Origin of the sequence: Paenibacillus sp. NPDC057967 (assembly GCF_042887015.1) — a bacterium.
In the GTDB taxonomy this organism is placed as follows: domain Bacteria; phylum Bacillota; class Bacilli; order Paenibacillales; family Paenibacillaceae; genus Pristimantibacillus.
This window is the reverse complement of the sequence record NZ_JBHVQB010000008.1, coordinates 43,077-59,277: the sequence shown is the minus strand read 5'-3', so window position 1 is coordinate 59,277 and position 16,201 is coordinate 43,077. Positions and strand designations below refer to the sequence as shown.

Sequence of the window (16,201 nt, the reverse complement as noted above, 5' to 3'; positions counted from 1 at the left end):
TGCGGGGAATTTCATAATCTAGGAATGTTTTCGGAAGAATGGACTAAAATAATAATAGATTCAAAGCTTGCTGCCCTACATTTTTTTCAAGAGAGACCGCTTATACGCAAATTCCGATATAAAGGAGAGATTCACGATGAAAACAAAGCCGTCCCCAGCATGGGAACACGTACAGCTTGTCGCCAAGCTAGCCGATCTGAAGGAGGAGCATTACCGCACCGTTCTCACGTTAAGCGCCATGCTGGAGCTGTTCATAGAGAAGGGCATCCTTAGCCGAGAAGAGCTGGAGAACAAAGCCGAGGCGCTCGACTCGCAGCTGGAATCGCTTATTTCCGCTTCACTTCGTCCCATGGGGTAGGCTTGTCGTGATACGTCTTGCGCAGAGGAAATTCATCCTGTTTATAAAATATTCCGTGGTTCTCCAATATAGAATTGACCGTTAGCATAGCCAGGTCCATTTGATTGTGGTCCAGGCTGAGATGCGCCAGATAAACGCGCTTCGTCCGGTCTGTCATCAGCTCGATAAGTGCTTCGCCTGCAGCTACGTTGGACAGATGCCCCACGTCACTTAGGATACGGCGTTTAATATTCCATGGATAGCGGCCCATTCGCAGCATCTCGGTATCATGATTGGACTCTAGCACGAGCACATCGGAATCCACGATCTGGCTTCTGACCTTCTCGCTCACATAACCGAGATCCGTCGCGAGGCTCAGCTTCTCCCCATGCTCTACGAAGCAATAACCGACCGGCTCCGCGGCATCATGCGAGATCGGATACGACTGCACGCGCATCGAACCAAAGTCCAGTGCCTCTCCCGTCTCCATAATGACCCGCTTCTCTACCGCGATCGTCCCGATATGGCGTTCCATCGCGCCCCAAGTCGCTTCGTTGGCGTAGATCGGAAGCTCGTATTTGCGCGCGAAAGCGCCGAGTCCCTTAATATGATCGGAATGCTCATGCGTCACGAACAAGGCGTCCAGATCATGTCCGGCAATGCCTCGCTCCCGCATCAGCTCGTCCAGCTTCTTCATGCTAAGGCCCGCGTCTACCAGCACCGTCTTCTCGCTGCTCTGCACGATCGTCGCATTGCCGGTTGAACCGCTGGCCAATACTGTAAATCGAAGTCCCAAAACGTCCAGTCCTCTCCCATTGCCTCTCACGAAGCTACCTACATTGTAACCTCGATTGCGTCCAATTTCCCCTGTTGTTTTCTGGCTATCCGAATGAATGTTAACCATCCGGCAAACAACCTACCATTCTATCAGATGCCTGACTCTATCAATCGACGGAAGAGGAAGAGAAAAGGTCCCCAAACATGAACCTGCCCAGATCCATGATGGTTTCTAGCCAGGCTATCGTGCCGGTCCTACTCTCTCTATACCCTCTGCCGGTCATCTCGCAACATCTACTCTATGAAACTCTTATACAGACAGCAACCGCTGCTCTATCAATCAGTATTACTTAAGCATAACATGGCATCGCGTCGACAGCTATGCCGCCGGCGACTCAGAACCCGCTCCTTCATCTGCGCCTTCCGTCGCAACCTCGCCGCTGATCGCATGGACATAATATACCTTGCCATCCCCCAGCATGACGCGCCAGGTCGGAGCCGATACTTGCTTCTCGGAGTCGAAGATCTGACCATGATAACCAAGCTGAATATCGGCAATCACGGAGCCTTCGTCCAGGTAAGTCTCAATCAAGGACACGACGACCTTCGCCGATCCGATCACTTGCTTCTCTTCGCCGTGGCCAATCGACTCTACACGATCCTGTTGGAAGCCGGTAATTTTCCGGTTGCTTGTATACAGAAGCTCCAGCTTCACATTGAACATCGGGCGCCCGTCGACCATACGATGCATGACGAATACGCCATCCCGGTCACTGTGCAGATCATATTCGTAATCCTCAATATCAGGGATTTGACCGCCCAATGCTTTTACCAGCTCTGCCTTGGTGAATATGAGCGCGCTGTCGACCGGCTTCTCCAGCTTCTTCGGCAGCGACTTATGATCCGATTGAAGCAAATACGTCAGATCACTCAGCTTCGGCGTTCCGGCAGGCAGATTGGCCGTCAGCGAGATGCGCTTCTGCCCCATCAGCTGCACCTTATCCGGGGGCAGCTCCGCAGAGTTCACGTTGGCGTTCAACTGCTCGCTGATATCCACCCACAGCTGATAGCCGAGAAGGACATTCAGCATGAGGAACGATATGATCAATACGCTTTTTGCCCTGCTCCAATCCACTTGCCTTCACCTCCTCTATCCTTATGATCTGGCCCGCATTAATTCCGGCGCATCCTGCTCCTCCGTATCCAGAGCATTGTCCTCCGGAGCCTCTGCCAGCTCTTCATCCCCAGCTTCGCCCGATTCATCTGGCGGCAACTCGGCTTCACCCGTCTCGACGGATTCTTCATTATTCCCCGTCTCTCTTGGCGGCAGCACAGCAGAGCCAGTCCCCGCCCCGTTGCCCGGAGAGGGGCTTGGTCCCGTTCCTGCGCTCGCTTGTCCTTCCGACCCGCCAGACCCTTCAGCATGATCAATCTGGTTGTGATTCGTATTCGCATTCGCAGTGCCATCCCCTGTATGCGACTCAGGAGGCTGTTCCCCCTCTGTCGCTTCCAGTAGAGTGATCTCTGAACCATCGGCCAGCTTCACGACCCAGACAGGGATGAATTGCAGCCGGTTCTCCTCCAACAGAACAGCTTTCAGCGCCGGGAACAATGCCGTTACCTCGCCGCGCCGCGGATAACGCTCCAGCGTCTCTTCCAGCCTGGTGCCGCCCTGCAGCCAGCGCGGCTTGCGCAACTCCGCCTGTGAACTGAGCGTAATAAGCGACCGCGCATATTCCGTCACGACACCTTGCTGCAGCGTCAGCCGGATATGTCCGTACCGGAACGCCAGGTTGTCGATGACTGGGTATTGATCGATATATTGTCTGAACGTCACATATTTCTTCTCTTGCTCCGGTGTCGAGCTCATCAGCCGATGCGTGCCGTCCCAGCCGCCATGCTGGTTGATAAAGTCAACCGACGCATAGACGTTCTCGCTAATCGGCGTATCGCTGCTGATTGTGGCCGCCGGATTCGTATAGTTGATCCACATGCCGTCCTGCTCGACCTTAAGTCCTCTCTTCCCGTCTGTGAAGATTTGCGAGCCGCTGCGATCCTCGAAGGAACGCGTCGTGCTGGAATCGAAGGGCAGACTGCGCTGCATCTGATCCGGTGAATACGTCTCGTACGGGTAGATCAGCTCCGTCGCCATAATCGGCTCGACCGGAATATAGAGCCCGTCAGCCGTCATGCGGTATTGAGGCAGATAAGCGCCAAATCCGACATAATCCTGCACGTCTCTCACGGTCAGATCGGCTCTGACCGACTCATAGACGACATGCTCCTCGCTGCTGAAGAAGAACGTGCGGATCTCTTCTGTATCCGTCGTCTTGAAGATCCAGATCTTGTCGATCTTATCCCGGAGGAACAAGACATCGCCCTCCATCTTCAGCAGCTTCTGCAGCAGCTCGACCGAGATGCCGTCCGGGAAGCGGAGCTCGATGCCGATGGAGTCCTTACGCACCTCATCCCAATTCAGAATGCTTGCCGAGCTTCGCTGGAAGCCCTTGAACTCCCTGCCGACAATCCGCTGGTTCAGAATCATCTCATAGAACTGTGTGCCTGGATAGATAACCGTATGCTTGTCTTCACCCATATGGATAATCAGTTCCTCCGGGAAGATGACGCTCTCCACGCTCGTCGTCTTGCCCAGCGGCTCCGCATTGACGTAATCCTGATCGCTTCTTACCGTTGCACCCAGCCCCGGCATGCTATAGGCCAGCAAATAACTTTGCAGGAGGCTAAGCACGACGAGAACAATCAGGGTAGCCGTCTTCGCTTTCTCCATCATTCTGTCTCGCCCCCTTCCTGCAAGAGCGGCAGCGTGAACGATACCGTCGTGCCTTCATTCAGCTCGGAAGCCAGCGAGATTGTACCACCATGCGCCTTTACGATTTCCCGGGCAATCGATAGCCCGAGGCCCGTGCCGCCCATATTGCGGGAGCGCGCCTTGTCTACACGATAGAAGCGATCGAAGATACGCGTCAGATCCTTCTTCGGAATGCCAATACCCGTATCCTTCACGCTGATTTCCAGCAAGCCGTTATCCTCCAGCTTGCGCGCGGCAATCTGGATGGCCCCTCCATCAAGCGTATATTTGATCGCATTGGAGATGAGGTTGTCCAGCACTTGGTCGATCTGGTCCCGGTCGAGCCAAGCCTTTTTCAGTCCGCGCTCGACATACACATTCGCCGTAATCGACTTCTGACGCAGCTGGAAGGAGAAGCGGTCCGCCACCTCATCCAGCATCTCATGAATATTCGTCTGTCTCCGTCTAAGCGGAGCCTGATTGGAATCCAGTCTGGACAGATGCAGCAGGTCCGTCACGAGCCGGATCATCCGCTCTGTCTCGTTGCTAATAACGCCGACGAACCGCTCGGATAGCTCACGCTCCTCCAAGGCTCCGTCGCCCAGCGCCTCCGCATAGCTCTTGATCGTCGTCAGCGGCGTCCGCAGCTCATGCGATACGTTCGCGACGAACTGACGGCGCGACTGCTCCAGCTTCTCTTGCTCCGTGACATCCTGCAAGACGGCAATCGTGCCCGTAATGCCCTTGTCTCTCCGATGAATCGGTGTAACCGTCAGCTTCAAGAGACTGTCATCATGGCCCTCCGCCTCCGCGTGGTCGCGGTTAATGAGCAAGGTGCGCCCGCGTCCCGACTGCAGCTCCGCCAGCTTCTCCGGCGAGAGCCCCAGCAGATCAGCCAGTTCCACGCCCTGGAACGTCTCCACATCAAGCAGCTCCAGCGCGCGGCGATTCCAGACGATAATCCGCCCCCGCTCATCGGCAGCAACCACCCCGTCACTCATATTGGAGAGAACCGACACCAGCTTCTCATTCTCCTCTTCATTCGCCGAGAGCGCTTCCTTCAAGCGAATCGTCATATCGTTAAAAGCCATACTGAGCCGCCCGATCTCGTCATCCCCAAGCACAGGCGCCTTCAGATCGAATCTCCCGTCGGCGACTGCTTCCGCCTGCCGTGTAAGGCCTTGAATCGGATTCGTAATGGTATGGGCGAGCAGAATGCCGAGCACGCCTGTCAGACCAAGCGCAATCAGCGTACCAGAGAAGAAGATTTGATTGACCCGGTTCACCGTCTCGTACAGCTCCGTCATTGACGCCACAACATAGACAGCCCCGACGACCTTATCGTTGTACGTCACAGGCAGCGCAATCATCTTCTTGCGCGTATTGTCCTCATCGATAATCTCTTCTTCATTATCAGGAATGTTCTGCAGCGCGCGGCTGACCGCGAGCGACTTGTTCTTCTGCCCGATATACGACTGATGAACCTGCAGCGAGGTCGCGACAACCTTGCCGTTCGCATCCAGCACCTGAACCTCGGCGCCGCTAATGCTGAACAAGTTGCGGACAACCAGATTGAGGTCCTCCGTCGTATTGTCGGTCGAATCGCCCTCAGACTCCATATTCGGCAGCAGGCTTGGTGCCGCGAACTTGGACAGAATATCGGCCTGCTCCTTCAAGTTGTTCGTGAAGCTCGTAATAAGTGAATTCTTGACCGTGCTTATAAAATAAACGCCGATAAGCTGCATCGCGACGAGAATGAGCAGCAGGTAGATGATAACTAGCTTGACCTGGATCGTGCGGAAGAAGCTCCGCGCCTTCATCCGTAACCGAAGCCTCCCGACTTCGCGTTGCGCATCATGTAGCCTAAGCCGCGTCGGGTCATAATATACTCCGGACGGCTAGGGTCGTCTTCGATCTTCTCCCGCAGACGACGGATCGTCACGTCCACTGTCCGCACATCGCCGAAGTATTCGAAGCCCCATACCGCTTGCAGCAGATGCTCGCGCGTCATCACCTTGCCGCTGTTGCGCGCCATATAATAGACGAGCTCGAACTCCCGGTGTGTGAGGTCCAACGGCTCGCCATTCTTGTACACCACATACATATCTGTATCAATGAACAGATTGAACAGCTTCAGGCCGGATTGTTCCGACTGGCTGTCCGCAGCGTCTTCCGAGGCTTGTCCGCTCTTGTTCTGACGGCGAAGATGCGCCTTCACCCGCGCCAGCAGCTCCCGCGTGCTGAACGGCTTCGTCACATAATCGTCCGCGCCCAGCTCCAGGCCGAGCACCTTATCAATCTCCGTATCCTTCGCCGTGAGCATAATGATCGGCATGTGCAGCTTCGTGCGCACCTCGCGGCACACATCCATGCCATCCTTTACAGGCAGCATAAGGTCAAGCAGGATGAGATCCGGCTGCTCCTCGAATGCGAGACGCACCGCTTCTCCGCCATCGAAGGCACAGATGACCTGATGGCCTTCCTTCTCCAAATTAAACTTTATGATATCCGCTATCGGCTGCTCGTCATCGACCACTAATATTTTTCCGTGCATCGTTACACCGCCTGTCGCTAGTCCTTTGTTATGTCTCTATTCTAACATACCGGGGCGCAGCCTACACAATCAAACTTCCGATTGCACCGGCAACCACGCGCCCATAATTTGGATTGTATTTTTCAGCAGAAATTACGATTTTTGAAGCAACTATAAAGCGAGTTCATGCGTTTATCTAATATCAAATTAAAAAAAAGCACAGCCCGGACCTAATGTCCAAGCCATGCTTCTTTGCCATTGTTATGCCATGCTTAAAAGATATATTATAAGTACTTCATCGGATTCTGAGGTACGCCATTCTTGTGAATCTCGAAGTGCAGATGCGTGCCAGTGGAGTTGCCTGTATTGCCCATCACGCCAATCTGGTCGCCCTTCTGTACTTTCTCGCCCTTCTTGACGTTGTAAGAGTTAAGATGTCCGTACAGCGTCTTGAAGCCGTTCTGATGGTTAACAATAATAGTCTTGCCTGTGCCTGTTCTCGAACCGACATATTCCACGACGCCGGAGTCAGAAGCCAGGATACGCTTATTGCCGATAAAGTCGATGCCGGAATGCAGACGGCCCCAACGCTGGCCATACGTGCTCGTAATGCGGTAGTTCTTCACCGGGATGGAGAACTTGCCTGTCCCTTCGCCGAGTACAACCATCGTGCCTTTCTCCACAATCTCCGAGATTGGCTCTACAATCACTTCTTTATTCATCAATTCTTCAGTTAAGACGTAACCGTTCAGCTTCACAATTTCATACGTCAGACGCTGCGTGCCTTCGACACCTTGTCTGATTACCTTCGATTGGCCCACTCTGATCTTATCGTTCTTCTGAACTTCGACAGGAGCTACAATCTTCTCCAGTTCAACTACACTCTCGACCGTACGGACGGTTAGCTCCGGCTGAAGCACCGTTAGATCAAGCTCATCGCCGACGGTAATGCGGTCATCCTCAATCCATGGATTGTTCTCATAGATGACTTGAGGGGAAATATCAAACTTCTGTGCGATACAACCTATGCAGTCGCCTGCTTGAACGACATATTTGGTAGGCTTCGTGCTGCCGTCGATAATCTTCTTGTAAATCTCTTCTCCCTGGGCAATTTCCGTAGGGCTGATATCGACACTTGCTACTTGAACTTCCTCAACGAATGATACTTCTGTTACCACTTTGCCCGGCTCCGTATGCTCCTTGGCATCTTCCGTCTCCGACGCCTCGACCTTGCCATCCTTATTGTAGGAAAGTGTCGTGACCGTCTTCGCACCTTTAGCCGCCGCGGCGAGCTCTGGAGCGAACTTGCTCTGAACGCGCTTCAAGATACTGTCCGCTGTCGCCTGATCCTTCACGACGCCGATGACCTTGCCGTCAATCTTCACTTCAACGCCAACTGCATGGGATGTGAACATACTCTCCAGCTTAGCAAGCGTCGCATCGGTCTCCGGGACCGCTTTAAAGGCACTATCGCTTTCGTATGTAATATCACCTGAATCCAGCACCATCGTAACATCGGGATTCGCTTGCTGTACTTTTATCGCTGCAGCGTCGACCAATTGGTCAACTGCGCCAGGGGTCTCTACTGTTCCTACTGCTTCGCCATTCATATATACATGATAGAATTGGAATGTATTGCGTTCTACGTATTGCGTATATTGCTGATAGCCGATAATGCCGGCAACCGTGAGCAGTACTGCCGCCCCGCCGATGATTTGTGTCGACTTCTTCCGCCAAAGTGGGGTAGATACGATCACGTCAGCCGCTTGTTGCTCGGTCTTACCTATCAAGTCTTGCGAGTTCGTACGTCGAAAGTACTGAGTAGTTCGTTCCCATACCTTCTTCATGCGACTCATGTCCCTGAAACCGGTCATGATAGTCTCCTTTTCGCACTTCTGCTGAGAGATTTGCGAGTTCCAAACAGAAAAAAGACGAATTTTCCTGTCGGATCACTCGCCTAATACTTTATCACAGCCTTTACAATAGGGGCAACCTTTGCCATGGTAACGTAATATTAATATTTTTTCAGAATCTCCATCATATGCTCGTATTCCGACGTGTCGAGATGCTGTGCCATAATCTGTTGAACGCTAGTCAGCTCCTGCTCCGTAAGTCCTCCTTCCATATATTCAGAGATTTCCAGCCAGGACTCTGGAGGCAGCTTCGTCATTAATAATTCGAACAATAGCGACTTATCCTCTTCGCTCATCTCACCCTTGGCCGACTCGATATCGTCGGTCGTCACCGCCGTCTCCGCGCCATCGATTTCGCTCTCGGCTCCAGTTTGACCCGTTCCTTCCTGTACACCATCTAACGGATCGCTGCCTTGACTGCTCCCCGCACCAGGCTCCTCCTCGATCCCGCCAAACACTTCCTTCGCATCCGGCTCCTGCCCGTTATTCGCGCTGCCGCTCTCTTGCTCCGGTTCTATGTCAGAAGCTAATAGGGGATCACTGCCCCACAGCTTGCCCCATACGCCGGACATCGCCATAGGCGGCACCTCGACGGGCAATTCGAACTGCTTCAGCACCGATTCGACATAGCTGGTCACAATATAGCCCGTTGTCCAAATCGACAGAAAGCTGAGGATCAACCCCGCCGCCACGATCTTGCCGATCCACGCCAAACTCTTCCATACCATTCTCCCTCAACTCCTATCCGTTATCTATCATTATGGTCAAGGATCAAGAGAGGCATTCCTACTCAGGCTGCGCCAGGCAAAAAAATAGCGCCCCGGATCGCTCCGAAGCGCTTGATTGTCATATTCTATTCGTAGATGGGACGAACCGGATTCGTCTGCTCACGGTTGCGGCCTACCGAGAAGATGGCAATTGGAATGCCTGTCAGCTCGGATACGCGGTTTAAGTAGTTCAGTGTGTTCTGCGGAAGGTCTTCCAGCTTCTTCGCGCCGGAGATATCCTCCGACCAGCCTGGATATTCCTCATATACCGCTTCGCATTCCGACAGCATCTTCAGGCTTGCCGGATAATGCTCGATGATCTCGCCGCGGTACTTGTAGCCTGTGCAGATCTTCACGGTGTCCAGACCTGTCAGAACGTCCAGCGAGTTCAACGACAGACCTGTAATGCCGCTTACGCGGCGTGCGTGACGGACAACAACCGTATCGAACCAGCCTACACGGCGCGGACGTCCCGTTACGGTGCCGTACTCATGGCCTTTGTCACGGATGATTTGGCCGATTTCGTTATCTTGCTCTGTCGGGAACGGGCCGTCGCCTACGCGAGTTGTGTAAGCCTTCGCCACGCCGATCACTTGTTGAATCTTGGATGGACCTACGCCAGAACCGATGCAGACGCCGCCTGCAGATGGGTTGGAGGACGTAACGAACGGATATGTGCCTTGGTCGATATCCAGCATAACGCCTTGCGCCCCTTCGAATAATACTTTCTTGCCAGCGTCGATGGCGTCGTTCAGTATGACAGACGTGTCCGTGACGTATGGACGCAGAATCTCTGCGTAGCCCAGATAATCGCTCACGATCTTGTCTACGTCCAGCGGCTCGCCGCCATACACTTGCTGGATCAGGTTGTTCTTCTCTGCCATAACGCTGCGTACGCGGGACTCGAACTCCTCTGCGTCCATCAGGTCGCTGATGCGGATGCCGTTGCGTGCGGCTTTGTCCATATAGCAAGGGCCGATGCCTTTGCGCGTTGTGCCGATTTTGTTATCGCCTTTGCGGTCTTCTTCCAATGCATCAAGTACCAGGTGATACGGCATGATAACATGCGCGCGATCACTGATCTTCAGATTGGCTGTCGAAAAACCATTGTCATGAATATAGTTAATTTCGTCGATCAGCGCTTCCGGATTAATAACCATACCGTTGCCGATGACGCAAGTTTTATCATGGTTAAAGATGCCCGATGGAATCATCGTCAGCTTATATTTTTTGTTATCGATGAGAATGGTGTGTCCGGCGTTGTTTCCTCCTTGGTAACGAGCAACAACGTCAGCTCCCTCTGCTAGGAAGTCGGTGATTTTGCCTTTCCCTTCGTCTCCCCACTGCGTACCGACTACAACTACCGTAGACATAATCATACCCCCGTCCGATGTTTTCGAACATCGAAAATTACCGTCCCTGTAGCTCCTTTAACGCGGCGCTCGCCAGAAGACAGCATTATTAGTGTAGCAGTCTCACCTTCAGAAGTCAAACGAAAAACGAACAATTGCACAGTCGCCCATGCAATTGTTCGGATATTAAGAGGCTTGTGACGGATCCTGATGGGTTCGGTCCAAGCTTACGAATTTATTGTAGTTTTTGAGGAAGACCAGCTCTACCGTGCCTACTGGCCCGTTACGCTGCTTGGCGATAATAATCTCGATGATATTCTTTTTCTCCGATTCCTTGTCATAGTAGTCGTCCCGGTACAGGAACGATACGATGTCGGCATCTTGCTCAATCGAGCCGGATTCCCTAAGGTCGGACATCATCGGACGCTTGTCCTGACGCTGCTCGACGCCCCGGCTAAGCTGCGACAGCGCGATGACGGGAACTTCCAGCTCACGCGCAATCTGCTTCAGCGTACGGGAAATCTCGGATACTTCCTGCTGGCGGTTCTCGCCTGCCTTGCCGCGTCCTTGAATGAGCTGCAAGTAGTCAATCAGAATCATGCCGAGTCCGCGTTCCTTCTTCAGTCTGCGGCACTTCGCGCGAATGTCGGCGACAGTGATGCCCGGCGTATCATCGATGAAGATTTGCGCTTCTGACAAGGCGCCGATCGCCATCGTCAGCTTCTCCCAGTCATCACCTTCCAGGTTACCTGTACGCATCCGCGTCGCGTCGACGTTGGCCTCGGCACAGATCATCCGCTGTACGAGCTGAGCCGCTGACATCTCCAAGGAGAAGATGGCGACGGTCTCCTTGGCTCTGACGCCCACGTTCTGGGCAATATTCAGCGCGAAGGCGGTTTTGCCGACGGAAGGACGCGCCGCGACGATAATAAGGTCGCTTCGCTGGAAGCCTGCCGTCATCCGGTCGAGATCGACGAAGCCCGACGGAATGCCCGACGTGCCGCCTTTGTTGGCATATAGAAACTCGACCTTCTCGAATACTTCCATCAATACGTCTCGGATGGAGATAAAGCCGCTGCTGGAACGCCGGTTGGAGATTTCGAGAATTTTCTTCTCCGCGTCGCTCAGCAGGACGCCGACATCCTCAGCGTTGGCATAACCATCGGTGACGATATTGGTTGCGGTACGGATGAGGCGCCGCAGCATCGATTTCTCTTCGACGATCTGGGCGTAATAATCGACGTTCGCCGCGGTTGGTACGGCATTGGCGAGCTTCGCCAAGTAGCTAACGCCGCCGATCTCCTCCAGCAGCCCTTGATCCTGGAGATGCGCCGTAAGCGTCACCAGATCGACCGGTTGGCTGCTCTCGCCCAGCTCAATCATGGCTTCGTATATTCTTTGATGTCCGCTGCTATAGAAATCCTCGCTCCGAATCCGCTCCATCGCCGTAATTAATGCTTCCGGCTGCAGCAGAATCGCACCGATGACCGCTTGCTCCGCTTCCATGTTTTGCGGCGGAACCCGGTCGAACATCGGCTCCATACTCATCGTGCGCCTCTCCTTTCATTTATATACATAGCTATAATAAGTTCAAAACCATTTTGCTGCGCCGCTAACGCTGCGAGAGGGGATTATTCCTCCGATCGCTGTTGTAGACGGATTCTCTCATTCCCCTAAACCGCACTGCGGTTAGAATCCGTCTACAAAGGCGAACACTTCGTTTCTCCGGAACAATCCCCTCTCTCCGCGCCCCATGCGCAGAGCTTCTTATGAATTCAAGCCACTCATAACGATGGCTTTCCATTTTAATTTAACGAGGCTTACTCCTCAGCCGTCTGAACGTTCAGCTTCGCTTTCACGTCAGGATGCAGCTTAACTGGAACCTGAGTAACACCCAGCGTACGAATCGGCTCATCCAGCTCGATTTTGCGCTTGTCGATTTTGACGCCTTTGGCTGCCAATGCTTCGGCGATCTGCTTGCTGGTAATAGCGCCGAACAAGCGGCCGCCTTCTCCGGCCTTCGCCTTGACGACAATGGTCATCTCTTCCAGACGCTTGCCCAGTTCTTGCGCGTCTTCCTTTTCCTTCTGCTTGCGCTTCTCTTCGGAAGCCGTCTGAACCTCAAGCGTCTTCAGGTTGCCGTCCGAAGCCAGCTTCGCCAGACCTTTCGGCAGCAAGAAGTTGCGTACATAGCCCTCCGACAGATCCTTGACTTGGCCCTTTTTACCTTGGCCTTTCACGTCTTGCAAGAAGATTACTTTCATTCGAATAACCCCTCTTCCGATTCGATTTGTTCGAGTACGGCCTTCAGCCTGGCCGCTACCTCACTGACAGTCCCTTCAAGCTGGGCTGCCGCATTGGTCAGATGGCCGCCGCCGCCCATCCGCTCCATGACGACCTGTACATTCATGCCGCCAAGCGAGCGTGCGCTAATACCGATTAATCCGTCCGGCCTCTCTCCGATGACGAAGGAAGCCAGGATGTCGGTCATATTCAGCAGCGTGTCGGCCGATTGCGCAATCAATAATTGCGAGTTTACCTTACCGCCTTCGACTACTGCGAAAGCGACATGGTCATACAACACCTGCGCATGCTTGATAATCTCCGCTTTGTTCACATAACCTTCGAGATCCTCCTGCAGCATGCGCTGAATCATCATCGTATCCGCGCCGTTGCGGCGCAGGAAGGATGCCGCTTCGAACGTTCTGGCTCCCGTACGAAGCGAGAAGCTCTTCGTGTCGACCGTAATGCCCGCGAGCAGCGATGTCGCCTCGCGAATATCGAGCACGACCCGGTCGTGAATATATTGAAGCAGCTCGGTGACCAGCTCGCATGTGGAGGAAGCATACGGCTCCATGTAGACCAGAATCGCGTTGGAGATAAACTCCTCGCCGCGGCGATGATGGTCGATCACAACAATGCGGTCGGTCTGCGCCAGCAGCTTGGGCTCCTTCACCATGGAAGCCTTATGCGTATCAACCACAATCGCCAGCGACTGCGGCGTCATTAGCGCCATCGCTTGCTCCGGTGATACGAACCGCTTCGACAGCTTCTCATCCTCACGGATCAGCTCCATCATCTTGTCGATGGAGGAATTAACGCCCTCCAGCACGATATAAGCTTCCTTGCCGAAGAGCTGAGCCGCCTTCAGCACGCCGATCGCCGCGCCGACCGCGTCCATGTCTGGAAGCTTGTGGCCCATAATGACCACATTATGACTCTCGCGAATCAGGTCGCGCAGCGCATGGGCAACCACCCTCGCTCTGACGCGCGTCCGCTTCTCAACCGCGTTCGACTTGCCGCCGTAGAACGACTGGCGGCTGCCGACTTTGACCGCCGCCTGATCGCCGCCGCGTCCCAGCGCAATATCAAGGCTCATATGCGCCCATTGGCCAAGCTCGACGATCTGCTCCGCGCCTGCGGCAAAGCCGATGCTGAGCGTGACCGGAATCTTCTGCTCGCCAGTCATCTCGCGCACTTCATCCAGAATGACAAAGCGGGAATGCTCCAGCTGGCGAAGCGTCTTCTGATCCGTGATCAGAATGAAGCGGTCGGAGGTGACCCGCTTGAGATAGATCTTATACTTCTGCGCCCATTCCGTAATCTCGGTCGTGACCTTGGAGAGCAACGTCCCACGCTGATGATCATCCAGTCCCTGCGTCACTTCCTCCAGATTATCAATCATGACGACGCCAATCGACAGCTTCTCGTCCTCATACTTGCGGCCGAGCTGCCAAAGATCCGTAATGTTCTTCACATAGAGAATACGTTCCTTGGGCCGAAAGATCAGCTGGTACATATGTGTACCAACCGCCGCCTCGACCGTACCCTCGCGGTCCTTCGCATGCTGAAGCGTCGGGAACAGCTCCGTCAGCTGCACGCCGATCAAGGACTCCTTCTCCATCAGCTGCGAGATGTACGGATTATGCCACTCTACCGTGCGTTCCTCATTATATAAAATAATGCCGAACGGCAACTCGTTGATCACGTCGTTGCCGCCTTTCTTCACCCGGTACGAGAGCGTGCCGAGGTACGTCTTCAAGTCCTTGCGGAACGCCCGTTCCGCAAAAAACGTGTAGACCGCTATTCCGATTGTCACGATAAAAGCGGCCAGGCCGACGAGCCACTGGAACCAGGCCAGCACAGCAGACATGAGCAGCATGGCGCCAAGCGCCGCCACATGATGCATACCGTGCCATCTGTTAATTAGAAACTTTGGCATTTCCCATTCGCTCCCGTGCTATTGTTGTTTGGTAAACGACTTCCGGATCGGAAAGGCGGTATCCAGGACGCCAATCAAGCTAAGCGGCGGCAAGAGCAGCACTGGTATGGCGATTAGGATCGGAACAACCTTGTTCCATTTCCTCTCATGTGCGATAAAGAAGAAGAAGCCAATCGCTTGAATCGCGAATACATACCCAAGCAATGGCACCAGATTCATCAGCGCTACTGCGAGGAATGAATCATCGCCCGGCTTAATGAACAGGTCAATCACATAAGCGATCAGATAATAAATAACCAGGACGCGTGGCAAACGCCAGTCCTTCGCCTGCGGGAATGCCGGTACTTCCAGTCCGCTGCGAATCACGGCTCTGCGCGATACATAATGCGAGAATACCGTGTACGCAAACGCCAAGACGATAAAGGTCAGCGGAATCATATGAATGACCCTTTGGATCAGCATATCGATAAACTCTGAATTCCAACCCGGCGCCAGCAAATTCTGGTCCTGCATCGAATCGAATGTCGTGCGTATTGTGTGGCTCATCTCGTTAAGCAGCGAAATATCAAATATCATCTGGAACAACATCAGCTCCAGCATCAACAAAGCCAGAATGACGATCGTGCCCGTCCGTATGACTTTAGCCGCGGCGGCCCCGTTTCTGTACAGATGACCCATGACAATTGCCGGCACGAGGAAGAACAAGCCGATAATGAGAACGGCAGGTCCGGCGATTAATCCCGCAAGCAGCCATACCGGTATTAAGTGTAACAGGAACGCTCCTCTGGACAGCGTCGTATAGAGCACCACATACGGAACCATCATAAGCAGCAGCGCCGGTAAATTCAGCAAAGGCACTGCCAGCAGCAGCAATAGCAGGAACGCCGCTCCGCTCCACAGCAAGGGTTTCAACCCAGTCTTCATCCGTTCACCTCTTAAGCCATTTCTAAGTTCTCCTGTCTAGAAGACATTCATCCTTCATTATAGCACAAAAGCCAGTTCGCACGCATAGATGAGTCCGCCTTATGGCTGGGTATTCCGGTAATAAAGGGAAGGGACTCCCCCGCAGGATCATTCAGATCCGTTGGGACAGTCCCTTCTGGCAATAATCAATAATTTCGCTTCTGCGTACAATTCCGATAAAATGGTCGCGATCGTCTACAACCGGCACAAAGTTCTGCACCTTGGCAAGCGAGATCAGATCGTCCATATTGGCATCAATATTCACCGTCTTATTGTTAATCCGCAGCGGTACGTCGATCAGCTTCACCTTATACGAGCTGTCGAACGTCAGATCCGGGCGGTTCTTCATGAACCACAGCAGATCTCCTTCTGTTACTGTGCCGATATATCCGCCATCTTCATTAATGATGGGAACGGCAGAATAGCGGTGATATTCCATGCGCTCCAGCGCCTGTCTGAGCGTCGCGTCATGCGGCAGACATACGACCTCATGCTTAGGCAGCAGGAAAAAGGCAATATTCATCCTTC

The 16,201-nt window shown here is 53.5% G+C and carries 14 protein-coding genes; 1 reads left to right on the top strand and 13 read right to left on the bottom strand.

What is annotated here, in order from left to right; translation table 11 throughout:
* Window positions 1–136: 136 nt before the first annotated feature.
* Window positions 137–358 carry a hypothetical protein gene (locus ACFVSO_RS20625; RefSeq protein ID WP_387477035.1) on the top strand — a complete coding sequence of 74 codons (222 nt, stop codon included), beginning with the start codon at window positions 137–139 and terminating at the stop codon, window positions 356–358.
* Here ACFVSO_RS20625 and ACFVSO_RS20620 read toward each other — a convergent pair.
* From ACFVSO_RS20620 to ACFVSO_RS20560, 13 genes are all read right to left on the bottom strand, one after another.
* A complete protein-coding gene (locus ACFVSO_RS20620; RefSeq protein WP_387477597.1) occupies window positions 327–1,133 on the bottom strand; it encodes an MBL fold metallo-hydrolase in 807 nt (268 codons plus the stop codon). The genes ACFVSO_RS20625 and ACFVSO_RS20620 overlap by 32 nt on opposite strands.
* 360 nt (window positions 1,134–1,493) lie before the next feature.
* A complete protein-coding gene (yycI, locus tag ACFVSO_RS20615; RefSeq protein WP_387477033.1) occupies window positions 1,494–2,249 on the bottom strand; it encodes a two-component system regulatory protein YycI in 756 nt (251 codons plus the stop codon).
* 21 nt (window positions 2,250–2,270) lie between these two features.
* Window positions 2,271–3,905: a two-component system activity regulator YycH gene (locus ACFVSO_RS20610; RefSeq protein WP_387477031.1), complete on the bottom strand. Its 1,635-nt coding sequence runs from the start codon at window positions 3,903–3,905 to the stop codon at window positions 2,271–2,273.
* Window positions 3,902–5,743 carry a cell wall metabolism sensor histidine kinase WalK gene (gene walK / locus ACFVSO_RS20605; protein WP_387477029.1) on the bottom strand — a complete coding sequence of 614 codons (1,842 nt, stop codon included), beginning with the start codon at window positions 5,741–5,743 and terminating at the stop codon, window positions 3,902–3,904. Before walK ends, ACFVSO_RS20610 begins: the two co-directional genes overlap by 4 nt.
* Complete coding sequence (gene yycF / locus ACFVSO_RS20600) at window positions 5,740–6,477, bottom strand: response regulator YycF (RefSeq protein WP_387477027.1); 738 nt, start codon at window positions 6,475–6,477, stop codon at window positions 5,740–5,742. The genes walK and yycF overlap by 4 nt, the downstream gene beginning before the upstream one ends.
* Window positions 6,478–6,740: 263 nt before the next feature.
* Complete coding sequence (locus tag ACFVSO_RS20595; protein WP_387477025.1) at window positions 6,741–8,330, bottom strand: peptidoglycan DD-metalloendopeptidase family protein; 1,590 nt, start codon at window positions 8,328–8,330, stop codon at window positions 6,741–6,743.
* Window positions 8,331–8,470: 140 nt separating this feature from the next.
* Window positions 8,471–9,097: an ICP22 family protein gene (locus ACFVSO_RS20590; protein ID WP_387477023.1), complete on the bottom strand. Its 627-nt coding sequence runs from the start codon at window positions 9,095–9,097 to the stop codon at window positions 8,471–8,473.
* 125 nt (window positions 9,098–9,222) lie between these two features.
* The gene (locus ACFVSO_RS20585; RefSeq protein WP_387477021.1) at window positions 9,223–10,509 is read right to left on the bottom strand and encodes an adenylosuccinate synthase; all 1,287 of its coding nucleotides are present in this window, start codon (window positions 10,507–10,509) and stop codon (window positions 9,223–9,225) included.
* Window positions 10,510–10,674: 165 nt separating this feature from the next.
* Window positions 10,675–12,036, bottom strand: a complete 1,362-nt coding sequence (gene dnaB, locus ACFVSO_RS20580) for a replicative DNA helicase (protein WP_116048394.1) — start codon at window positions 12,034–12,036, stop codon at window positions 10,675–10,677.
* A gap of 272 nt (window positions 12,037–12,308) precedes the next feature.
* Window positions 12,309–12,752, bottom strand: coding sequence for a 50S ribosomal protein L9 (gene rplI / locus ACFVSO_RS20575; protein WP_387477018.1), 444 nt, complete (start codon window positions 12,750–12,752; stop codon window positions 12,309–12,311).
* Complete coding sequence (locus tag ACFVSO_RS20570) at window positions 12,749–14,710, bottom strand: DHH family phosphoesterase (RefSeq protein WP_387477016.1); 1,962 nt, start codon at window positions 14,708–14,710, stop codon at window positions 12,749–12,751. The genes rplI and ACFVSO_RS20570 overlap by 4 nt, the downstream gene beginning before the upstream one ends.
* Window positions 14,711–14,728: 18 nt before the next feature.
* A complete protein-coding gene (locus tag ACFVSO_RS20565) occupies window positions 14,729–15,634 on the bottom strand; it encodes a DUF2232 domain-containing protein (RefSeq protein ID WP_387477014.1) in 906 nt (301 codons plus the stop codon).
* 151 nt (window positions 15,635–15,785) lie between these two features.
* Window positions 15,786–16,196, bottom strand: a complete 411-nt coding sequence (locus ACFVSO_RS20560; RefSeq protein ID WP_119803595.1) for a CBS domain-containing protein — start codon at window positions 16,194–16,196, stop codon at window positions 15,786–15,788.
* Between the last annotated feature and the right edge of the window lie 5 nt (window positions 16,197–16,201).